A 21,940-nucleotide genomic window follows, 5' to 3' on the forward strand; every position below is an offset into this window, starting at 1 on the left:
TTCGTGAAAAGGTGTATCATAGTTTTAAATATATTAGTGGGGTGGGTACAATGAAAGAGTTACAAGCGTTTGCCAAAAACTATCAAGCTGAAATGAACTGGGAAATTTCAACGGATAACTACGAGCGGACTAGAGCCTCGCTTTTGAATAACTATATGCTCCTTACTACTGAAGTAGCGGAGGTTGCGGAAGAATTACGAAAGGCATTCAACCATACGAATACTCTTATTAATAATGGCATGGATGAGAGAGAAGCGTTTGAAGCGGCTAAAGATGCTGTGAGAGAAGATATCGGAAAAGAGTTGGCTGATTGTATAGCTTACATCACAAAATTTGCGAACTACTTTGAAGTAGATTTAGAGGATAGCTTTTATCAGAAGATGGAGGAAGTGAGGAACAGGAAGAATAGGGATGTAGGGGTTATAAAAAAGTGATTCGTATCACAAATGGTGGTAATGAATCGGACAATAAGGTTATTACTAAATAAATTTATAAAACCTTCCTTTGGGAAGGTTTTTTGTTATCACAAAATCAGATTTAAGACTAAAGCCAGAATAGTGGTGAAGCCAAACGGTTGAAAAATTTTGCGGTTAGTAGGGCATAAAAACAAGAATAGTTTGGGATTTACCATTCCTATTTACAGAAAATTTAATTAATTACTTACAGAATATGTTAATATCTTCTATGAAAAGACTCTGAGCTTATATTACCGCTTAATCAAGAAGGAAGCTTATCCATGACCGTAACGACCGTTTTAATATTTATGCTATATCTGTGATAGATTCGCCAAGGCGGATAAAAGTAAGAGTTAATAGTGGTGGACTATCGAAATTCGCACTAATTCTTGGCCAAGTATAGTTGCTTTTTACTGATAATAGAACTTTTTCACAGTTATTGGTTCTGATATCCAATACTTATTAAATAGAAATTATTACAAATTAGTGGATTTTTTAAGATATGTTGTAAGGTTTTTGAATAAATTTGCATCTACATAATAGAGGCCTTGAGTAGAAGGGTGTTTGTGATAATCGTGGTGTTTGAGAATTTGGACGAAAGAGCGATATTAGAAGAAATGAAAGATGAAACCCTTATTAAAGTTGCACGAATGGGGGATAGAGATGCGTTTGGTGAATTAGTTAGAAGGTACCGAAACAAAGCAATTAATTGGGCAAATACGCTAGCAAAGGACAAACAGCTGGCTGAGGATATAGTACAAGACGCACTAATTAAAGCATTTTTGCATATGGGGAATCTTATTGATGACAGCCGGTTTGCACCTTGGCTTAAAAAAATCGTTCAAAATCAAGCACTCATGAAGTTTCGTGGCAACAGTCCTTATAAGAAGGAACAACTATTCACTCACGTAGAAATACAGACAGTAGTCAATCAAGCAGTAGATGTATTTGATATTATCCATCACTTAACTCAAAACGTATCTGGAGGAATCCAGTCTTCATTCGGGAATCCAGAAGCATTAATGATTAAAAAAGATATATTGGAGGGAATTCGAGATCTCTTGTGCTGTTTATCCAAACGAGAGAGAGAGGTGTTCGAAGCTTATTTTTTCCAGGAGATTACACCAAATGAAATTGCACAATTATTCAATGTATCAGTAGGAAATATTTATACAACTATATCCCGAATACGTTTTAAATTAAGACGAGAGCGTACACAAATCTATCTCAATGGTTATATAAAAAAACACCTTAATAAAGGAATGGCTAAGCAAAGGATACTTGCGAAGCCACGTATTTAGTAAAGAGGAGTGAAAGAAAGTGGATGTAAAGACAAAGCTTGATTCGGACAATTATACATGGACTTCTGCAGCACAATCTATCTATGCGATGCTACAGTATACAGACAAGAAAACGCTCACATTATCTGAGGTGATGGGCTACTCAACACATGCATTTCGTATTAATATTCACCCTGAGACAGTTAGTCCTGCTGGGCCGACAATGTTTGACCCACTTGACCTAGTGCCTAAAGGCTTGAAAACTCTAGGAGTAGTTACATTAATAGAAAGTTTACAAACACCAGTCTCTGATAAAAAACTAGTAGACATGATTCGTTTTACTCAAAGAAGCTTGGATACGGGTATCCCTGTAATTTCTTGGGACTTATTTGCGCCGGAGTTTGGGCTAATATATGGATACGATAACGAAAAGCAAGTTTTTTATGCAAAGGATATAGAGAAAGATAGACTAATTAAATTTAGTGAGTTAAACCAGAGACGTTTTCAGCATCTTTTTCTATGCGGTTACTTGCAATCTACTCCCAAAACAATTCCAATAATGCTGAAGGATACTCTTATAAGAACATTAGAATATGCACTTGGTAAGTCACCATTTGCTGCTTCTCGTGAATATAAACATGGTTTAGAGGGATATGAAGCGTGGATAAAAGCATTTGAAGGTAGAAAAATAGATGAAGCAGGTAATGCATACAATGCAGCAGTTGTGGCAGATGCCCGTAAACATGCTCATCGCTTTTTTTCAGACCTTCTTAAGAGGTGGGAGGTTTCCACCGACTTAGATTGTCAGGTAGCTAATTGTCTTAAAGAAGGGGAACGTATTTACAGAAAGATAGCAGAAATTCTTGCAGATATTCCGAGAATGTTTCCATTCCCACAGGGAGGCGAACCGAACAATATATCTACTAGCAAAAGAGCAATCGACATTTTGCAAAGCGCACACGACTGGGAGAAAGCTGGAGTAGCTTTGTTAACAAAGCTGTTAAAGCTAATAGAAAAATATGAGGACGAAAGCTTCATGGCTCCATTTAAAGTCCACCGACATTTTCAGTTTGTAGGAGAAGAATATAATGGGAGTGTTAATCGCTTTGAAATAGAGGTTCCTAAAAATATGAGATCTTTTCTTAAAAGAGACTACGCCATTGGGCCAAAAATTACGAATCTCCGATTGGTTGCTTATAATTCTAAGAAAGAAGAAAAACAGGAAAAAGCTACGTATATCGTTGCTCGTCCAGTTTATTATGAGCCTGATAGTTTACCAGAGGGTATGGTCTATTCTAATGCGGACCGTGACTATGCCTACATACGTACGAAAACAGTGATGATCAAGAGTGCTTATGAAAAAATTTATCAATGGATTAATGAGAATGGTTATGAAACAAATAAAGATTCATATACGATTGAGGTATTCCTTCCGATAACTCCCCCACAAAATGACGAGGAGGTAGAAATTTATTTACCTCTTAAAGAATAGTATGAGAGCATCTTTACCACCTGCAAATTTTAAAGAGGAGTGATTAGATGTATCCATTTCATAAAACAATTGCTACTTTTGAATGTGAAGTAATTACAAAAAAATTCCACTTGGTAGGGCAAAGCATTACTACAAATTATCCTGGGGGCTTCCCAGATGCTGCAATTAAAGTACAAACGGAGTTTGAAAGTAGAAGAGACGAGATTAAGAATGTAGTGAATAAGGAGATTCTATATAGTCCTCATATGTGCAATGAGATCTTTGCAACATATTTTGCATGTCTGGAGGTTGAGGAAATTGAGGATGTTCCTGAAGGGATGACAGGATTTACCCTTCCTGCAACGAAATATGCGAAAATATCCTGCTCGAATAATACGATAGATGAGGGATATACGAAGATCTTTGCTTGGATGGATGAAAAAGAATATGTTCAAAAATGGTTCCATTATTCATGCCCTATTGAAATCTACTATTTAGACGAGAACGTTGATGAAGAGGTTGCCGAAATATTAATTCCACTTGAGTAACATTCCATACATTAACAATAGAGACAATTAGGGGGAACTAGTCATGCAAAGATTTAAACTGAAGCGGTTTGATGGTGGAATTATAAAGGTGGATGGAGATCGAAAAAAAGCAGTAGATTGGTATTGTAAGCATTTTAATCTGAAAGAAGGACAGGATATTCCTGAAGAGGAGATGACAATTCTTACTTATCCAAGTGGATTTGCAATGACTATACAGAATGTTAAGGAAGATGAACAGTTAGATAGCACATCCAATATTCGCTTTTGTTTCGAAACAGCTGACCTTGTGGAGACCCATAGCTACTTTAATCAAAGCAATGTAAGAACAACAGACAGATATTTAAGTATTGATGGTACCCCCTCTTTTAATTTTTTGATTTAGAAGGAACTAAACTGACTGCTGTCCAAGCAAGACCTAGTCTAGTAGCGTCTGTTCCCCATTCTAGATTTCTATTCTTTTATATGAGAATAAATGTAAGGAATCTTTCTAATTCCTTGAGGTGGTTTCAAAATCATCTTGGATTAAAAGTAGTAGAGGAGCGTCCATCTGAGAAAGTATGCGGTGTTGCACTGTGGTGAGCCTGAAAATTTTAATGGGATTCCACTGAAGCCTTGGCCAATATACCTAGAGGAGCGTTCGAATGAACAGTATGGCAAACAAAACGGGAAAACATTACCGTGTTTTGTACCAGTTACCTTAGAAGACTATAAAAATGTTTAACGCTAGTTTAATAGTGTTGGGGTTGAGATGTCAGCCATTAGTGATAACTTAGATCAAATAGGATTAGAAGTAAGTGATTTTTACATTTACGATCCAGATGGCAATCGCCTGAATTTTTGGGTGTATGAAGAATAGGGTGATTTTTTTACAGAAACAATAAAGGAGGAAACTCAATTGATTAAAATTGGAGCTGTTTTTATACCTGTTACTGATATCGATAGGGCTGTTAGCTGGTACAAAGATATTCTGGATTTAGAACACGTAGGAACATGGCCAGATAACGAAGGTGCTGATTTTTATTTTAGAAAGGAGGAACAGTATCTGACCTTAGTCAAAGTACAAAAAAAAGATCCGTTAACTTTTACCGCCAATACAAATTATCCAAATCCATATTTTAATTTCACTACATCGGATTTAGAGGGTTACCATAAAACATTACAAAGTAAGGGTGTGAAAGTATCCAATATTGAAGACCATGGCCCTATCATGCTGTTTAATTTTTATGATCCTGATGGAAATAAGTTTGATGTAGTGGTTGATAATGAAAATTACTCATTTTATAGCGTTTAGTCATATTATGAACACCATGTCCAGCAGCAGATATCACTGTACTATAGGGGGGAATTAACTTCCTCTCCTTCTAGTCTATGCAGTAACTGACTCTGAATAGTATTTAGTAAACCTTATCCTAAGTGATAGTAAATCGGAAGTATGAACTTATTAGAATATTTTTGTTAAAAATAAGAAAATGTAAAGCAAGCTACGCTGATACTAGTACAAAAGTAAACGTGGTTATCAGCAATGTGCGAAGTCCTACTACTTCCAGGAAGCACATACTACTACGAAGAAACAGAACGCCAAGCAGAAGATGATGTTACGTTGAATATTGTTCGTATCTTTCATAAAAGTCGTCCATTCCATGGGGCTCGTAAAGTGAAGCAAGGACTTAGGAAGATTGGAAGAATAGTTTCTAGAAGCAGAATTGGTCGAGTAAGCTGGTAAAATTTCGAGTGAATAATGAAATGAATAGGAATGGTAAACCTTAGGTTGTAACTATGTTATATATTAGACTATAAAGCTAAATAAAGACTATGAACATCATACTCAATTTTTAACTTTTTCGGGATAAAGGGGGGCTTGTAATGATTCCAATAATGCTAGATTTGACTAATAAACACGTGGTTGTAATTGGTGGTGGGAACGTAGCGGAGAGAAAAATCACATCATTACTTGAAACGGAAAGTCTGATCACAGTGGTTAGTCCTACCATCACAGCCACTTTAGAAAGTTATTTTACTCAAGGACAAATTATTTGGAAGAAAAAGAATTTTGCTAGTAACGATATTAAAGACGCTTTTTTAATTATCACAGCAACTAATAACCCCTTCGTAAACCAGCAAGTTCGGGATGCTGCTCCAAAGGATGTACTAATTAATTCAGCAGATACTGCCGAAGAAGGAAATATTCATTTCCCGACTTATGTAAAAAGAGGAAGGCTATCTATTGCAATTTCTACAGAGGGTGCCAGCCCGTCGTTAGCAAAAGAAATAAAAGAAAAACTGGAGCTGGAATACGATGAAAACTATGAAACCTATTTAGATTTCCTATATGAAGCTAGAAAAATAATCAAAAATAGTAATAGGAATAATCAGGATAAGAGAATGTACTTAAAGGAACTCACGGATAAAAAATTCTTAAACAAACAAAAGCAAGAGGAATGGATTACTTCCTTTACAAGATATAAGAAATAGCTTTCCTACCCTAAAGAATGGAAAGCTAATCCTATATTATTTCTCCCACTGCTGCTGACCCTCCAAGAGAAATATTTTGGGGCAACATCTACTACTCCAACATCATTGTTAATTGCAGCAATAATTCCGAAAACGTGAGTGCCATATCCTACGTAATCATAGAAAATACTAGGGTTTCCTTGGTCATCATCTGTAAAGTTATAACGACCTACAATGTTATCCTTTAAATCAAGATAATCTATCTGACAACCTGAATCAATGACAGCGACAACATTGCCAGCCCCTTGTCTTGTGTCGTTCCAAACTTTTTGGGGCATCAATTACTTTATCCCCATAAGGTATCCTTTCGGGAATTTACAATTCTTCCGTTTTGATCGGCAACAAGGATATTCTTTTAATTTGAAACTACCTCCTTTTTTCCTGTTTATTATAAAAAGTGAAAATATTATCTCATTTATCAACCATTATTATTATTTCGCAATTGGTTGAAATTGGTAATAAATCAACAATTAAAAACTACTGGATACCGATAAAATAAGGTTCTACGTCAAATGTTGGGGTGGTGATGTTATTCGTCACCTCAACCAATATGCAACCCTACTTCTTTATACTGTCTTGCGAGTAAAATCTTTGCTCTAAAACGTTTGAAGCTTCTAAATCCAAACGCATTCCTCTTTAAAACTTTCGTAGTATTATTAATCCCTTCCAAAAAACCGTTTGAATAGTTATAAACAAAGCTATTTAGTATTTCAACTTGCCAATTTTGAAACGTCTTAATCGCACTAATCATTTCTGGTAATTCAGATTCTCTTACCAGATCATAGAAAGCTTTTAGGTCTTTCTTCACCTTGAAGATATTTTCACTCCCAATTACTTTAGCTTCTTCAAACCAATCTTTATATATTTCCTTTAGTTCATGAGCAGTTCTTAGTTCTTCTGACATTCCTAAATATCTTTCTAAATGCCACATTTCGTCTTCTTTCAAGCGATTCTTTGGTTTATGAAATACATGTTTCATACGCTTACATTTCTTACGAATCATAGTCGTGGAAGGTTTGTTGCACACGTCTTCTAAACGATCTAATCCCCAATAAATATATCTACAAAAATGAAATCGATCGGCTACGATAATAGGCTTCCCTAATGCCTTTTGAACAGCTGCCTTAAAGGATGAACTCATATCCATGATAACTACTTCAACCTGTTGGCCATGTTTTTGTAGATAATTTTTAATTGTGTTTTTATACCGATTAGGTAGTATATCAAGAGGTTGTCTAGTGATACCATCTGCGATAATTAGCTGGTATTTCCCTTCCTTTGTATCTCCTTTATATTCATCAATTGCAATAACGGATGGCAAGGTTTCTACCTTTTTTATTTGCTCTTCAGCTAATTTATCAAAGCGTCTTACAATTGTTGAAGCTGATGCACCGAATGTTTCGCCAACCTCTTTAAAGGTCTTTCCTTTTATCGATTTTATTGAAACCGCTTGGTTCCATTCAATAGAAGCACGTTGGTACCGTTCTACTATTGGACTTTTTTCTGAGAATCGCTTCCCACAAGAAGGACAAGCATAACGACGACGTTTATACCATAATAGAGTCATTCGCTCAAACCACTTTAAGTGTTTTATTTTTTGATATCTATAATCATGTACACGGTCTGTTTTAGTTTCACAAACCGGGCAACAATGAGGGATACGCTCCATTTCTACATAAATCTGAACCGTTCCATCACGATCTTCCATATTAGTTATAATGCATTCTTTTAATCCTGGTATATTCATGGTAAAATCCATATACACGCAACCCCATTCTCTACTTGTTTCTCGACAATTCAAGTATATAAGAATGTATTGGTTGCGTGTGTTTTATTTTTCAGAATTTCACCTGAACCCCAACAAATATTATAGAGCCTAAAATAACAAAAGAAACAATAAAAAAGGAAGAAGCCACAATTTATAATAGGTGACCTCTTCCTCTTTACTCTTAGTTCATCATCATAAAATTACTTTGCCTTTGAATCAAAAATAGTTCCAGCTTTATCTATCCAAGCTACATATTTCTTAAATTTTGTAGATTTATCTTGAAATTTATAAGGTATTACAATAAATAATGTGTATAAAGCCGCGAATACTAACAAAAATGTCAAAGATCTTAACCAAAAACTTTCAGTAGAAATAACACTTATAATATAACTTAAACAAACCGAAAGTAGTACGAGAAGTGCAAATCTTTTATACAAAATCATGTAAGCCCCTCCCTATTTATTATACCAAGGAGAGTTCTAAAAATCAACAAAAACCTAGCTGTTCACAAGAAGGGCCACACAAAATTCGTGGTATCACTTAGACATTTCAGCCCATATATTCCCGTACAAACAAAATGGGCAAGCTACACCAGTAAAAGATGCACAAACTACCCAGCAAGCGGCATTCCCACCGATGAAAGATTACAAGCGTTTACGAAAAACTATCAAGCTGAAATGAACTGGCAAATTTCAATGGATAACTACGAGCGGACTAAATCGTCGCTTTTGAATAATCATATACTTCTAACCACCGAGGTAGCGGAGATTTCGGAAGAATTAAGAAGGGCATTAATCATACGAATATACTTATTAATGATGGCATGGATGAGGACGAAGCTTTCGAAGCGGCTAAAGACGGTGGTAAGGGAAACATCGGAAAAGAATTGGCCGATTGTATAGCTTACATCACAATGTTCGCGAACTACTTTGAAGTTGATTTAGAGGATAGCTTTTATCAAAAGATGGAAGAAGTGAGGAATAGGAAAAATAGGGATGTAGGGGTATGAAAAAGTGAACCTTTTCCCATAATTCTGGATTATCTATTGTTCCTATCTTAATTAAGAAGTACTATATGATTAACAGTTTTTTGTAAGTGGGGGATCAACAGTGAGTACTACTAGTAATTTTAAATATATATCAACAACAATTCTTTCTAAAGAACTAAAGATGGGGACCAAAGAAGTATTTCAAATTTTGCTCGCTAATGGATTAATTAATAGAGTGGATGAAAATTGGGTTTTGACTGACCATGGAAAAGCAATGGGAGGAATAACCAAAAAACACCCAAGAATAGGGGAGTATATAGCCTGGAATGTGGATATAAAGGATCATAAAATGTTCCACGCTTCCAATCAATCCCTTCTGAACGCAACTGCACTTAGTGAACATTTTGGTGTTTCAAAGTTTAAGATGAATCCCATATTGTCTGAGTTAGGTTTTGTAGAAAAAGCGGTGAAGGGTTGGAAAGTAACAAAACTTGGTGAAAGTATTGGTGGAAAACAACTAGAGTATGATAAAACGGGCGTTCCATATGTTAATTGGCCAGAAAGTATTTTAGAAAACAAAAGATTAGTAGAAACAATGAATGAGATTCTTGGAAATGAACCAGAGCAACAAACGGAAACAGAACAAAGCAATCCAGTTGCATTTAGAGAGAAGTTTGAAGCGAAACATAGATCTGCTGATGGACATTATGTACGTTCAAGAGCTGAAATGTTGATAGATAACTGGTTATACATGTCTGAGATTGTACACGCCTATGAAAGAAAGTTACCTATAGAAGAAGATGTCTATACGGATTTTTATCTGCCAGTAGGCAAAGTCTACATAGAGTATTGGGGGTTAGAAGACGACCCGAAATATGCGGCTAGAAAGCAAGAAAAGCTAAGAATTTATGAAAAGTATGGGTTTAACTTAATTCAATTACAAGATGCAGATATTCAGAACTTGGATGATATCTTACCTAAGAAGTTATTGAAATTTGGAATTCAGGCTTATTAACATTAGAGTGCACCGAATGTGTACGAAAACAAGTGGAGAATTTAGATGTAACTAGGAGTGCATCTCAGTACCACGGTACATTTAGAGGTATTGTTAGAAACAAATGGGAAAAACTTTCGCACACATAACATGTTTTCGAAGAGTGTTTGACGACGAAGTCATAAGATTCCATCGTCTATGAAAAATAAATATGTTATACTGAAAAAAAATCAAAATCACATATGAGTACTTACTAGGGGTGTCGTAAAAGACTGAGACAGAGTAATCTGAACCCTTTGAACCTGATCTGGGGAATACCAGCGTAGGGAAGTGGGAATAGAATTTTTTATGTTATGTATTGACGTACATAGTGTATGTATTTAAGGCCACCCCTGCGCTGGGGTGGCCTTTTCGTATTTTTTCGATGACACATAAGGGGAGATGGATATGAATAATAAGGAGCTGCACGTCCTATCAACTGGAAGGCAACCTGTAGAAAGATTAGTAGAAACCTTTGAAGAAATACATCCGTATTTGACCGCCTTACATATTCGAGAAAAAGAGAAAACCGCTAGAGAAATCTATCAGCTTGTAGAACAATTGCGTACTAAAAATGTTCCTCTTTCCAAAATAGTCATCAACGACCGAGTAGATGTCGCCCAAGTGATGAGGGTCCAAGGAACTCATTTGGCCTATCATTCCTTACCAATTGACCAGGTGAAAGAACATTTCCCGCAGCTCCGTGTAGGCTGTTCGGTCCATTCTTTGGAGGAAGCATTACGTGCGCAAGCGCAAGGTGCGGACTATGTCACCTTTGGACATATTTTTGAGACACAATCCAAGCCAGGCGTAAATCCAAGAGGATTGGAGCAGCTCCGAACGATTACAGCATCTGTAACGATTCCCGTAATTGGGATTGGTGGAATTCAACCGAGTCATGTGCAATCTGTTGTGGAAGCCGGCGCGGACGGTATTGCTGTGATGTCCGGTATTTTAGAAGCGGAGAACCCGTTAGAGATGGTAAAAGAATATAATTCCAGATTAGTCGATAGGAAGGAGGGGTTTCATGCTTAATAGGTACGATTGCATCATCGTAGGTGGTGGAGTCAATGGAGGGTCCATTGCGTATCACCTTGCCAAAAAAGGAAAGAAAGTTTTGCTATTGGAAAAGGATCGTCTTGCTCGTAAAGCATCTGGAGCCGCGGCGGGAATGCTAGCAGCTCAGGCTGAATTAGAGGAGGATGGACCGTTGTTCCAATTAGCTAAGCAAAGCAGAGCGATGTTTCCTATCCTTGCTGAAGAAATCAAGGACCTAACTGGAATAGACATAGAGCTAGTGCAAAAAGGAATGTATAAAATTTCCATAACTGAAGAGGAAGAATACCATCTAAAGCACATTGTTGATGTTCAAACCAGAGCAGGGGAACAGGCAGAATGGCTAAGCCAGGACGAAGTGAGAAGCAGAGAGCCAGCCCTATCGAACGCGGTCCGAGGTGCGATGTTTATCGAGAAAGACGGTCAAGTGTCTGCGCCGCAGCTCTCATTAGGATTTTTAAAAGCCGCAGCAGCTTTAGGAGTGGAAATAAAAGAGTACACGGAAGTCACGTCCTTCCTTTTCGAAAGTGGCAAAGTAACAGGTATCCAAACGAACCATGGATCTGTGGAAAGTGAACATGTAATTGTAGCTGGTGGGGCATGGAGTGAGCAATTACTGCCGAAATCGCAAATTCCTTTACAAACCTATCCAGTGAAGGGAGAGTGCTTTTCTGTACGTACGCACCAACCATTACTGACTGGAACCATCTTCTCACATGGCTGTTACTTGGTTCCGAAAAAGGGTGGACGTCTTCTTGTAGGAGCAACGGTTCAACCGCATACCTTTGATCAAACGGTGACAGTCAACGGAATTTCGTCCTTACTAGAAAAGGCAAAAAGGTTAGTGCCTAACATTGTTCATGCGGAATGGGAAAAAGCTTGGGCTGGCATTCGGCCACAAACCGTTGATGGCTTGCCATACTTAGGCGAGCATCCAGCATATGAAGGGTTGTTTGTGGCGACCGGTCACTATCGCAATGGCATTTTACTTGCGCCGATTACCGGAGAAATAATCACTAGATTAGTAGAACGAGAGCCAACACCAGTAGATATTAGTGCATTTCGGATGGAACGACATACAGAGAAAATCATTTAGAAATGGAGGGGTACGATGGAGCTACTTATTAATGGGGACAAGGTGGAAGTTCCCGATAGCCTTACAACTGTTACTTCTTTGTTAGAGCATTTTGGCATTGATAAAAAGGTGGTCATTGTCGAGTTAAATCAAACCATTTTAGAAAAGAAAGCTCATTCCGAAACGATGATTTCAGATCGAGACAAAATCGAAATCGTAAACTTTGTAGGAGGCGGATGACATGTTAAACATAGGACCGTATCAATTTTCATCAAGACTTTTATTAGGAACAGGCAAATATCCAAACTTTGATGTGCAGAAGGAAGCGGTAGAAGTATCGAAAACGGAAATCCTGACCTTTTCTGTGCGCAGGATGAACATTTTTGAAGCAAACCAACCAAACTTTCTAGAAAAAATCGAGGTAGAAAAGTATAGTCTACTGCCAAATACAGCGGGAGCCAAAACAGCAGAGGAAGCAGTACGAACAGCAAAGCTAGCCAAAGCGTCCGGACTCTGTGACATGATAAAAGTAGAGGTTATCGGAGATCCCAAAACACTCTTGCCTGATCCAGTAGAAACCTTGAAAGCATCAGAAGAGCTATTGAAGGAAGGATTTATCGTGCTACCGTACACGTCGGATGATGTGCTATTAGCGAAGCGATTAGAGGAGCTGGGCTGTCATGCCATCATGCCTGGTGCGTCTCCCATCGGTTCTGGTCAAGGCATCATTAATCCATTAAATCTAAGTTTTATCATCGAGCAATCGAACGTACCAGTCATCGTCGATGCGGGAATTGGTACCCCTTCCGATGCAGCGATTGCCATGGAGATGGGAGCGGATGGTGTGCTATTAAATACAGCAGTTTCTGGTGCCAAGGATCCTATCAAAATGGCAGAAGCGATGAAGCTAGCAATTGAAGCAGGAAGATTAGGATTCGAAGCGGGGCGCATCCCGAAAAAACGGTACGCAATTGCAAGCAGTCCAATGGAAGGATTGAGCATCGTTGAATGAGCGGTATTCTAGGCAAGAACTATTCAAACCAATCGGAAAAGAAGGGCAAACTAAACTTCGCAGTAAACATGTGTTAATGATCGGCGCAGGTGCTCTCGGCACAGGAAATGCAGAAGCACTTGTCCGCGCCGGTGTTGGAAAGCTAAGAATTGTGGATCGAGATTACGTAGAGTGGAGCAACCTCCAAAGACAGCAGCTCTACGCAGAAGAAGATGTCAAGCAACGCCTCCCAAAGGCAGTGGCCGCAAAAAAGCGTCTACAATCTATTAATTCGGACGTTGATATTGAAGCATTGGTACAGGATGTGTCTGTGGAGGAAATGGAACAATTAGTCGGTGGCATAGATTTAATCATCGATGCCACCGACAATTTCGACATTCGTATGATTATAAACGATATTTCCCAAAAGCATCGTCTCCCATGGATTTATGGAGCCTGTGTAGGAAGCTATGGGATTAGCTATACGATTGTACCAGGCGAGACCCCTTGTTTACATTGCCTACTCGAAACAGTACCGATAGGCGGACTCACCTGTGATACGGCAGGGATCATTAGTCCTGCTGTTCAGATGGTTGTGGCCTTTCAAACGGCAGAAGCATTAAAGATATTAGTGGAAGACTATGAGTCCTTACGGAAAAAGCTTGTTTCTTTTGATCTGTGGCAAAATCAGCAAACGGCAATTCGGGTTGATAAACTGAAGCGGGATGAGTGTTCTTCTTGTGGTCAATACCCAACGTATCCTTTTCTTTCGTATTCGAATCAGACGAAAACTGCTGTTTTATGTGGGAGAGATACGGTTCAGATTCGTCCGGCGGTGCGTGCGGATAGGGACTTGGAGGAGCTGGCTGTTGTTCTATCTGAGCAAGGTGTGGAGGTTTCGCGGAATCCATATTTGCTTGCATTTGAAGTTGGGCATCATCGATTGGTAGTCTTTAAGGATGGGCGGGTGCTTGTTCATGGGACTAAGGACGTTTCGGAGGCTAGAGGGGTGTATTATCGGTATTTGGGGTGAGTGTAATAGATCCTGTAAATTATGTGAATAGTTGGTTGTGGAAACCTGTTTAGCATAAAGAGCGGTGAACCCGTTCAAGTGAATAAACCAAAAATAGTCATTCTACTTCACGGTTACAGATGGCACTAGCAACCAAACAAAAAAGGAGTAACACAAAAGTTAATTTGCATCACCCCCTAATCGTTTTTCGATTACGGACAATTCTATCACTTTGTCTTTCGACAGGGGCCTGAGCCCAATGTAAGGAAGTAATTAACATCTTTATATGTCTATATTTAAAGAATGTGAAAATAAATTAACTGAATCAAGTTGCAGGAATTACTGCTAAAATCACTTATTCAATTCTAAGTTACATTAGGAGTTGCTTGTTTTTAAATTTGTATGAAATATCTATGGAGTTCTGTAGATGTATAGTAGCACTTTTATATTTATTCTCCTTGATATATAAACTAGCAAGTAAAGAATAACATTCAGCAGCAACAAAAGGGTCCTTTTTCAAGAAGTAAGGTAAAATTTCATTTTCAAGTTTTTTCTGAAATTCATTTAGATGCATTTTAGGTGAAATGGATTCTCTTAGGATTAATAATTTGTAACTAAAACTATTGTTCCTATTATATTTTAGGCCTTCTTTACATAGTTCTAATGCTTTCTTTTTATTCCCAATTAATTTATATTCATATGCTAATAGATAAATAGTGCTCAATTTATCCTCTCGACTAGTCTTTAATATAAGTGACATGTTTAAAAATTCTATTGATATATGATGCCTTTTTGTTAATAAATAGACATATCCCAAATTATGATATGTCTTAGATAGTATTCTTTTATCACTATACCCCTTAAGTGAATCTATAATGCTCATAAAAATATTTTCTGCTAAATCATATTTTTCGATTCTAATATAATTTATACCTAAAAGAAGCTTACAATTGATTATTTGTTTAATATTTAGTTCTTTATCATATAGGTTAAGAGCCTTTTCAGTATGTATAATAGAAAGTGATGTTAACATGAATTTAGTGTTAACTATTGCTAATAAATAGTGCAAATTTGAATCTTCTTTGCGTTTCTTCTTTATAACTTTCTCAGCCTCATATAGATAATCTAAACTTCGTTCTAAATCTCCATAAGTGTATTCATAATAACCAAGAGATTTGTAATAATTTTCTATAAATTCATCTGGTAAATATTCATATTTATTTTTGACCTTTTCTGCATAAGAAGAGGATAATTCTTTCTCTTTCTGCGCGGTGTGGTATTCTAATAAGATTATTTCACAGGCAAGTGAAATAATAGGATCTCCTTTATCTAGGTGACTATTTATAATCTTGTATTGTTTTTTAAAGTTATTAAAATTCTTATTATTAATAGCTTTATAAATATCTTCAAGTTCACTTAATTCATTTCTTCCCCTTTCTTGATTAATATATATATCCTCAATATCCAATTCCAATCTTTCACACAATAGTTCCATAATATCAGGTTTTCCAAGGATCTTATTATTTTCGATTTTACTAAGATAAGATTTCGAACATATACCTAAACAAACTTGTTCTTGAGTATACGATAGTTGTTTGCGTTTGTATTTTAATTTGTATCCCAACTGATTTTTATTCATAACTATTCCTCACAATAGGTTGAAAAACTTTTTTAAAATATTATGTATAATCTTACATTTTTTTCCTGAGTTTATCAATCTTTTTTGGAAGGAAAATGGTAATAAAAAGAGGAAAGTAACTATAAGTCAATTATTTGACTAATAACTAAAAGGAGGATTAATCATGAGAATCAAATTGAAAATTAAAAAGGTTGCTCAATATCAAAAAAAGTGCAAATGCTTTATAGCGTGTTAATTAGCAACCAATATTAGAAAGGGGGGGAAATATGAAAATTAAAGTCAAAGTTAAAAAAGCTACTCAATATCAAAAAAAGTGCAAATGCTTTATAGCGTGTTAATTAGCAACCAATATTAGAATAGGGGTGGGAAATATGAAAATTAAAATCAAAGTTAAAAAAGCTACTCAATATCAAAAAAAGTGCAAATGCTTTATAGCATGTTAATTATTTAATAATAAATTTCAGTGCTGGGAATATCACATCTTGGCACTGAAATTATTAAGGTGGTATTCATATGAAACTGAGAAATTCATTAAACTTTAGAGGTTATCCAGAAAGAAGGGAGATTGAATATTATGATGGAGAAAATAAAACTTTAGAGGTGAATGATTTTGAACTTGTATGGTCGCTATTAGAGATCCTTAAAGAAGGCACACTTGATGAAAAACATCAAGATATTCAAATTTGGAAAACAAAAATTAATATTAATAATGAAGAATTTGATAATCTAGTGTCGATTCTTAAGGATAATAATTTATTGATAAATTACCCGAATGATATTGAAGAATTTGAGTATGAATTTACTAAACGTCAGAATGATTTCCTAAGTAATTATGACAAAACATTGGGATCTATGGAATTATCAAATAAAATTAATAAAATTAAAGCTGTTATTATTGGTGCAGGAACAATTGGTTCAACTCTAGCAATTACATTGGCGAAACTTGGAGTAGGTGAGTTAATTCTAATTGATAATGATTCTGTACAATTAAGGAATATAAAACCGCAGTTACTCTTTGACTTAAATGATGTTAATAAAAAGAAGATAAAAGTAATTGAAAAAAGGATAAAGAACTCAGAACCTTATACCAAAATAACTACAATTGATAAAAAGGTTCTAGGGATAAATGATATCAGTTCATTAAATTTAGAAGGGTATCAATATATTTTTGGATGTTTTGACGATGCTACAGAGTCACTACATAATGATATTATTAAATTTTCCCAATCCAACGGAATAAAATATATACAAACAGGTTATTTTAACGACAATACGCTTGTCTCCAACTTATGTTCTCAAAATGGCCATAATAGTTTGAAAGAAAGTTACCGTGATTATTATACTCCTTATTACATTGGAGAAAATAGAGGAACAATAATACAAAGTTTAGCTGCTTCATTACTTATTAGTCGATTAATAATAGAAGATGTTTTTGATTTTGATCAGAATACAAAAAAACTAGACAATATCGATTTTGACTTCTTGGATATTAAAATTAATACTTCCAGGGAGGAAACTAATAATAAATTAATAGAAGTTGCACAGAAAATAATGCCACTAGATGAGAAAAAATTAAATAGAAAAATTAATTATATCCGTGAATATGTTGAAAATAATGAGACAGTTAATGAACAAATTGAAATGGAAATTACATCTATATACCAAGTATTTAACTTGTTACAAAGTGTATATAACTTAGAAGAGATTTCTTTAGAAAAACCATACTTAAAATTTATGGACTTTTTGTATTCTGTAGATAGTGATTTAGAGGAAGGTATAGAAAATTTATATTTAAGTTATAAAGATATAATTTCCAACATAATGGTTGAATATGATAATCGATCTTTACACATTTTCCATGCATTAGGTTTATTGAATGAAATTGAAGATTATACAAAAAAACAACAACTACAAGACGTTATTTACAAAGCTATATATAGTAATATCGATGAGATTATAAATTTACTTCTTAAATATAAATTACATTTCATTGAACATACTGACTTAAATGAGTATTTAGTTGAGGTTATTGGGATTAATAATTCTATTCTTTCTGCATTCAATTTAAGTGTACAAAAGCAATATAAATTTCTACTAGATCAAACTATGGAGACACTCTTCAAAGAATCTGATAAAGGGGACTATTTGCATTATTATAATAGAGGTCATTTTAGTGATTATTATGAAGCAAAAGAAATAATTATTGAATCTCTTCAAGGAGTAAGTGAATCTTTGTTACCTCCTGATTTTTTAGAACATATTGAGAGAATGCTTGAAAATAATTATGTTATTTTTGAAAATGATAGTACTAAGAGTGATATTAACCAAAATGTATATTTTCCTTCAATTAAAGAAAATATAATTGTCCTAAAGTTTGAGAATGACTGGGAAAGTTTTTTTACTGTATTTCATGAGTTAGGACATTCCTACTTTAATTTGTCTTATAAGGAATCTTTCTTTGATGATAGTTCACAAATTATCAATGAAATTGTAGCATATTATTTCGAAATAACGTGTATAAAGGCCATTTTAACTAATAACCAACTATCTGGTGAGTTTAAAGACGAACTAGCAGAACAATACATTGCAAGAATCCATAAAGTTGTATTAAACACATTTGGAATACATTTGTTAGAAAGTGAAATATTTGATTATATAAAGGATAATAGGACCTTTAATATTAAAGATTTTCTGGACATACGCAAAAAATTTGATAAACATAATATTTTTGAAAATGTTAAATTTAAAAATCAAGAGCATAGCTATCTAAATGTTTTTTTGAATTCTAATTTTATATTTGAACCATTTTCAAATATATTAGAACCAATATCATATTTTATAGCAGTATTTTTATTTGAAAATGGAAGTAATGAAAAGTATTCGACAATACTTCAAATTAAACAAAGATTAAATAATGGGGAAACTAGTCTAGAGCAATTCTTAAGTAGTTTTACAAATATGACAAATGAGGAACTACTTGAAGTCTCAGCAAAATACCTAAATTCACTAATATCTTATCTTAAAGAGATAAATATAAGAAAATAAATGTTGTAAGGAGTTCATAATGGTAAATGTTTTTAAAAATAGAAACTTTTCATTTCTATTCATTGGCAGGTTAATTACCAATCTAGGTGATAGTATATACGCTATTGCTGCTATGTGGTTAGTTTTTAATTTAACTAACGATCCATTTTATACTGGATTAGCTTCTGCAATAGTTTTTATACCACAATTGTTTGGGTTTATTTTTGGCCCTTTGGTAGATCGATTATCGTTAAAATTCACCTTAATCATAACTCAGGTTATGGAAGGTCTATTGATTCTATGTGTTCCTGTCGCAAGTTATTTTAATGTACTCAATGTTTGGATTGTCATAATTGTAATGTTCTTGGCTTCAGTGTTTAGTGAGATATCTTATCCAGCTCAATCTTCTATACTTCCAAGAATTTTGAAAGAAGAGGATTTAGTGCATGGAAACTCTTTAATGAGTTTTGCGTATCAGGGTATTGACTTTGCATTGACTGCAGTATCAGGATTATTGCTCGTTTACATTGGTGTTATTAACATTTATATAGTGGATTCGATTACTTTTATACTTGCAGGAATAATGTTTTTGAACATTAATATTAAAAATAACCAAAAAACAGATGATAAGAAAAGTAAAGCAGGTTTAAAAGAGATTATATCTAACTATAAAAAGGATTTAAAGGTTGGCTTGAATTTTGTTAAAAACTCATTTATTCCAAAATTATTAATTCCACTTGTGATCGCAAATGGACTGTTTGGGATGATTAATGCTATCTTACCAGCCTTCTCAATTTCCAAGGGTGGGGATGAATATTATGGTTATTATATGGCTGCATGGTCCGTGGGAATGCTATTAGGCTCATTAATTGCTCCTTTATTTCAAAAATTCCCTATAGGTAGAGTAATAATTTTATCTACATTTATTTCATTTATTATTTGGTTTGTTTCTTTTCTGAGTAACCCGGTATTATCTCTCATATTATTTGGTATTGCCAATGTAACATTAGGAATTGTAAATGTACTGATTTTTACAATGTTTCAAACCTTAATACCAGAAGAGTTACTCGGGAGAGTATTTGCAGTTATCTCCAGTATTTCTAGCATAGCTCTACCTTTTGGATCCATATTAGGTGGGTTTTTAGGAAGTATAATAGATTCAAGCTATGTTTATTTGATGGGTGCTATATCATTGTTATTTGTTTCGGTATATTGGATTGTTTATCCTAAATTAAGGAATTTACCATCCTATAATAAAATGAATAAAGAGAATTATATATTCTTTGAAAAAGGACAAGAAATTTCACAATAAAAAATTAAGTAAGATAGGAGTTACTTTATTATGAAAAAATTTCTAATTATATCAATTATAACGAGTTCTTTACTATCTATTAATCCCTTTAACCAATTTACTAATGAATACTTACCCGATGCAGTTCCTGACGAATTATTAAATTAATTATTTAGTTAGCGATAAACAAGAGCTTCCCCCTTCCATTTAAAAAACATAGATGCTTGTAATTTACTAATATAAAGCACTGGAAAGATTTAAATCCTAATCAATAGCCCGAGTATTAAATAACTGCGGTGAACCGTATCACAAGTGATAGTAAAACGGAAGTTTGAAATAACTTTTTAGTGATTTTGCATAAAAAAACAACGTATATAATAATTCATAGAATGGTAATGGAAATGGAGTGAGGGGAAATTGTCACTTTAATTATTTATCATGAGAGAATTATAAGAGTAAATGAAGTGAACATAACAAAAGCGTATAAATTATTTATCTCTAAGCTACCCTAAGTGACATGAAGAATTTACTGCTATTATTATCAACCATACTCATCTGCTTATTCCCAATCACCATACACGCCGAAAACATGATGACCGTAAAACTGACCAACTACATAGAGAATCCATCCAAGCTTAAAATCGAATTCAAAGGCGATTACAAATCCCTAGACCCAACTCTAACAATAAAGGAAGGAGTAGCCTATCAATTAACGATGAAAAAAGGGTCTCTCGTTCTTAAAGGGAAAAAGGAAAAACACACCTTTCAAGATTCTCTGATTCTAATCCCGGACAAATACGATGAGAACCATATTCTATACATAAATGACCGACCATATTTAGGTGCGATGGAATTCAGAGCGGAAGAGGATAACACGATTCGCCCCGTTAACCAGCTCCCATTGGAGGATTACTTAAAAGGTGTCGTTCCCTTTGAAGTCTATCCAACCTGGGACCTTGAAGCATTAAAAGCCCAAGCGCTAGCTGCAAGAACCTACGCGGCCTCTCATATTAACGAGGAAATTAACGACACAATCAGCTACCAAGTCTACGGCGGCTATACGTGGAAGGAGAAAACAACGAAGGCGGTGGAGGAAACGAAGGGGGAAGTCATTACCCATAAAGGGAAGCTAATCGAGGCTTTCTTTTCTGCGAGTAACGGAGGTGTGACAGAAAGTAATAAAAACGTTTGGGGTGGAAAAGCGCAGTCTTATTTTCCAATTAAGAAGGATCCTTATGATCCAATCGAGCCTTGGGAGTTCACGTTACACCGAACCCAAATTGATTTAAATACCATTGATTGGGATGCTTTTGACTGGTGGGACGCATTACAGGAAAAGGATAAAGACATTTCGGAATCCATGAAGCGCTACTTAAAAGGAAAGGGCTATTCCGGGGATTTGAAAATCCTGGCCATACCGAAATTCGAGCTCGCAGAAAAGCAACTTTCCTCGGAGCGGAGTGTAAAGGGATCGTTGACTGTTGAGTTTATGGAAAGATTGTTTGATGGCACCGTTTTGTTTCATCGATATAATCTAACCAACGTGAATCTAAATAAAATACGTCCCATGATTGGCGGAACAATTTTTAAGAGTTATCTGATTGATTCGCTTGAAGCAGATAAGGAAAGCTATACGATGAAAGGAAGAGGCTTTGGCCACGGTGTCGGCATGAGTCAGTGGGGGGCACAAGGGATGGCGGAAAGCGGGAAGTCTTATCGAGAGATTATCCAGTTTTATTATCCTGGAACGAAAATTACACCATTTGATAAGTAAGAGAATAGCCACGGAGATAAAATC

Annotated in this window: 21 protein-coding genes and 1 riboswitch; of the genes, 18 read left to right on the top strand and 3 right to left on the bottom strand. The window is 35.3% G+C overall.

Annotated elements, in window-relative coordinates:
• Positions 1-50 precede the first annotated feature (50 nt).
• From FN924_RS04345 to FN924_RS04380, 8 genes are all read left to right on the top strand, one after another.
• Positions 51-434 (top strand): MazG nucleotide pyrophosphohydrolase domain-containing protein, encoded by a 384-nt coding sequence (locus tag FN924_RS04345; RefSeq protein WP_143892221.1) that lies wholly within the window; start codon positions 51-53, stop codon positions 432-434.
• A gap of 587 nt (positions 435-1,021) precedes the next feature.
• Positions 1,022-1,756 carry an RNA polymerase sigma factor gene (locus tag FN924_RS04350; RefSeq protein ID WP_143892222.1) on the top strand — a complete coding sequence of 245 codons (735 nt, stop codon included), beginning with the start codon at positions 1,022-1,024 and terminating at the stop codon, positions 1,754-1,756.
• Between the two features lie 19 nt (positions 1,757-1,775).
• Positions 1,776-3,227 carry a GyrI-like domain-containing protein gene (locus tag FN924_RS04355; protein ID WP_143892223.1) on the top strand — a complete coding sequence of 484 codons (1,452 nt, stop codon included), beginning with the start codon at positions 1,776-1,778 and terminating at the stop codon, positions 3,225-3,227.
• A 47-nt stretch (positions 3,228-3,274) separates the two neighbouring features.
• Positions 3,275-3,754, top strand: coding sequence for a GyrI-like domain-containing protein (locus tag FN924_RS04360; protein ID WP_143892224.1), 480 nt, complete (start codon positions 3,275-3,277; stop codon positions 3,752-3,754).
• Between the two features lie 43 nt (positions 3,755-3,797).
• The gene (locus FN924_RS04365; RefSeq protein WP_143892225.1) at positions 3,798-4,136 is read left to right on the top strand and encodes a hypothetical protein; all 339 of its coding nucleotides are present in this window, start codon (positions 3,798-3,800) and stop codon (positions 4,134-4,136) included.
• 513 nt (positions 4,137-4,649) lie between these two features.
• A complete protein-coding gene (locus FN924_RS04370) occupies positions 4,650-5,045 on the top strand; it encodes a VOC family protein (protein ID WP_158633931.1) in 396 nt (131 codons plus the stop codon).
• Between the two features lie 231 nt (positions 5,046-5,276).
• Complete coding sequence (locus tag FN924_RS04375) at positions 5,277-5,477, top strand: IS3 family transposase (RefSeq protein WP_143892227.1); 201 nt, start codon at positions 5,277-5,279, stop codon at positions 5,475-5,477.
• Positions 5,478-5,617: 140 nt separating this feature from the next.
• Positions 5,618-6,226, top strand: coding sequence for an NAD(P)-binding protein (locus FN924_RS04380; protein ID WP_143892228.1), 609 nt, complete (start codon positions 5,618-5,620; stop codon positions 6,224-6,226).
• A gap of 5 nt (positions 6,227-6,231) precedes the next feature.
• On the opposite strand, the gene FN924_RS04385 is transcribed toward FN924_RS04380, so the two are convergent.
• Complete coding sequence (locus tag FN924_RS04385; RefSeq protein ID WP_143892229.1) at positions 6,232-6,543, bottom strand: S8 family serine peptidase; 312 nt, start codon at positions 6,541-6,543, stop codon at positions 6,232-6,234.
• A gap of 263 nt (positions 6,544-6,806) precedes the next feature.
• Positions 6,807-8,024 carry an ISL3 family transposase gene (locus FN924_RS04390; RefSeq protein WP_228409567.1) on the bottom strand — a complete coding sequence of 406 codons (1,218 nt, stop codon included), beginning with the start codon at positions 8,022-8,024 and terminating at the stop codon, positions 6,807-6,809.
• A gap of 832 nt (positions 8,025-8,856) precedes the next feature.
• On the opposite strand from FN924_RS04390, the gene FN924_RS19230 reads away from it, so the two are divergent.
• The 7 genes from FN924_RS19230 to FN924_RS04425 all read left to right on the top strand — a co-directional run bounded on the left by FN924_RS19230 (position 8,857) and on the right by FN924_RS04425 (position 14,209).
• Positions 8,857-9,042: a MazG nucleotide pyrophosphohydrolase domain-containing protein gene (locus FN924_RS19230; protein WP_228409568.1), complete on the top strand. Its 186-nt coding sequence runs from the start codon at positions 8,857-8,859 to the stop codon at positions 9,040-9,042.
• Positions 9,043-9,142: 100 nt separating this feature from the next.
• A complete protein-coding gene (locus tag FN924_RS04400) occupies positions 9,143-10,036 on the top strand; it encodes a glycerol kinase (RefSeq protein WP_228409569.1) in 894 nt (297 codons plus the stop codon).
• Positions 10,037-10,260: 224 nt separating this feature from the next.
• Positions 10,261-10,361: riboswitch (TPP riboswitch) on the top strand.
• Positions 10,362-10,462: 101 nt separating this feature from the next.
• Complete coding sequence (tenI, locus tag FN924_RS04405) at positions 10,463-11,089, top strand: thiazole tautomerase TenI (RefSeq protein ID WP_143892230.1); 627 nt, start codon at positions 10,463-10,465, stop codon at positions 11,087-11,089.
• Positions 11,082-12,206 carry a glycine oxidase ThiO gene (thiO, locus tag FN924_RS04410; protein ID WP_143892231.1) on the top strand — a complete coding sequence of 375 codons (1,125 nt, stop codon included), beginning with the start codon at positions 11,082-11,084 and terminating at the stop codon, positions 12,204-12,206. Before tenI ends, thiO begins: the two co-directional genes overlap by 8 nt.
• A gap of 15 nt (positions 12,207-12,221) precedes the next feature.
• Positions 12,222-12,425 (top strand): sulfur carrier protein ThiS, encoded by a 204-nt coding sequence (thiS, locus tag FN924_RS04415; protein ID WP_143892232.1) that lies wholly within the window; start codon positions 12,222-12,224, stop codon positions 12,423-12,425.
• Between the two features lies 1 nt (position 12,426).
• Positions 12,427-13,197, top strand: a complete 771-nt coding sequence (locus FN924_RS04420) for a thiazole synthase (RefSeq protein ID WP_143892233.1) — start codon at positions 12,427-12,429, stop codon at positions 13,195-13,197.
• Positions 13,190-14,209: a thiazole biosynthesis adenylyltransferase ThiF gene (locus FN924_RS04425; protein ID WP_143892234.1), complete on the top strand. Its 1,020-nt coding sequence runs from the start codon at positions 13,190-13,192 to the stop codon at positions 14,207-14,209. The genes FN924_RS04420 and FN924_RS04425 overlap by 8 nt, the downstream gene beginning before the upstream one ends.
• A gap of 349 nt (positions 14,210-14,558) precedes the next feature.
• Here the strand turns inward: FN924_RS04425 and FN924_RS04430 are convergent, their stop codons facing one another.
• Positions 14,559-15,827: a helix-turn-helix domain-containing protein gene (locus FN924_RS04430; RefSeq protein ID WP_143892235.1), complete on the bottom strand. Its 1,269-nt coding sequence runs from the start codon at positions 15,825-15,827 to the stop codon at positions 14,559-14,561.
• Positions 15,828-16,340: 513 nt separating this feature from the next.
• On the opposite strand from FN924_RS04430, the gene FN924_RS04435 reads away from it, so the two are divergent.
• From FN924_RS04435 to FN924_RS04445, 3 genes are all read left to right on the top strand, one after another.
• Positions 16,341-18,872, top strand: a complete 2,532-nt coding sequence (locus FN924_RS04435; RefSeq protein ID WP_143892236.1) for a ThiF family adenylyltransferase — start codon at positions 16,341-16,343, stop codon at positions 18,870-18,872.
• A 19-nt stretch (positions 18,873-18,891) separates the two neighbouring features.
• A complete protein-coding gene (locus FN924_RS04440) occupies positions 18,892-20,163 on the top strand; it encodes an MFS transporter (protein WP_143892237.1) in 1,272 nt (423 codons plus the stop codon).
• Between the two features lie 496 nt (positions 20,164-20,659).
• Positions 20,660-21,916: a SpoIID/LytB domain-containing protein gene (locus FN924_RS04445; protein ID WP_143892238.1), complete on the top strand. Its 1,257-nt coding sequence runs from the start codon at positions 20,660-20,662 to the stop codon at positions 21,914-21,916.
• Positions 21,917-21,940: the final 24 nt, after the last annotated feature.

This window comes from Radiobacillus deserti (genome assembly GCF_007301515.1).
GTDB classification, from domain to species: domain Bacteria; phylum Bacillota; class Bacilli; order Bacillales; family Amphibacillaceae; genus Radiobacillus; species Radiobacillus deserti.

What these genes read in the sequence shown, in the direction of transcription:
- FN924_RS04380 (WP_143892228.1), top strand. Translation starts at nt 5,618, where the DNA reads ATGATTCCAATAATGCTAGATTTGACTAATAAACACGTGGTTGTAATT.
- FN924_RS04365 (WP_143892225.1), top strand. Translation starts at nt 3,798, where the DNA reads ATGCAAAGATTTAAACTGAAGCGGTTTGATGGTGGAATTATAAAGGTG.
- FN924_RS04440 (WP_143892237.1), top strand. Translation starts at nt 18,892, where the DNA reads ATGGTAAATGTTTTTAAAAATAGAAACTTTTCATTTCTATTCATTGGC.
- FN924_RS04420 (WP_143892233.1), top strand. Translation starts at nt 12,427, where the DNA reads ATGTTAAACATAGGACCGTATCAATTTTCATCAAGACTTTTATTAGGA.
- FN924_RS04360 (WP_143892224.1), top strand. Translation starts at nt 3,275, where the DNA reads ATGTATCCATTTCATAAAACAATTGCTACTTTTGAATGTGAAGTAATT.
- FN924_RS04345 (WP_143892221.1), top strand. Translation starts at nt 51, where the DNA reads ATGAAAGAGTTACAAGCGTTTGCCAAAAACTATCAAGCTGAAATGAAC.
- FN924_RS04385 (WP_143892229.1), bottom strand. Translation starts at nt 6,543, where the DNA reads ATGCCCCAAAAAGTTTGGAACGACACAAGACAAGGGGCTGGCAATGTT.
- FN924_RS04375 (WP_143892227.1), top strand. Translation starts at nt 5,277, where the DNA reads ATGTGCGAAGTCCTACTACTTCCAGGAAGCACATACTACTACGAAGAA.
- tenI (WP_143892230.1), top strand. Translation starts at nt 10,463, where the DNA reads ATGAATAATAAGGAGCTGCACGTCCTATCAACTGGAAGGCAACCTGTA.
- thiS (WP_143892232.1), top strand. Translation starts at nt 12,222, where the DNA reads ATGGAGCTACTTATTAATGGGGACAAGGTGGAAGTTCCCGATAGCCTT.
- FN924_RS19230 (WP_228409568.1), top strand. Translation starts at nt 8,857, where the DNA reads ATGGATGAGGACGAAGCTTTCGAAGCGGCTAAAGACGGTGGTAAGGGA.
- FN924_RS04390 (WP_228409567.1), bottom strand. Translation starts at nt 8,024, where the DNA reads ATGGATTTTACCATGAATATACCAGGATTAAAAGAATGCATTATAACT.
- FN924_RS04430 (WP_143892235.1), bottom strand. Translation starts at nt 15,827, where the DNA reads ATGAATAAAAATCAGTTGGGATACAAATTAAAATACAAACGCAAACAA.
- FN924_RS04445 (WP_143892238.1), top strand. Translation starts at nt 20,660, where the DNA reads ATGAAGAATTTACTGCTATTATTATCAACCATACTCATCTGCTTATTC.
- FN924_RS04435 (WP_143892236.1), top strand. Translation starts at nt 16,341, where the DNA reads ATGAAACTGAGAAATTCATTAAACTTTAGAGGTTATCCAGAAAGAAGG.
- thiO (WP_143892231.1), top strand. Translation starts at nt 11,082, where the DNA reads ATGCTTAATAGGTACGATTGCATCATCGTAGGTGGTGGAGTCAATGGA.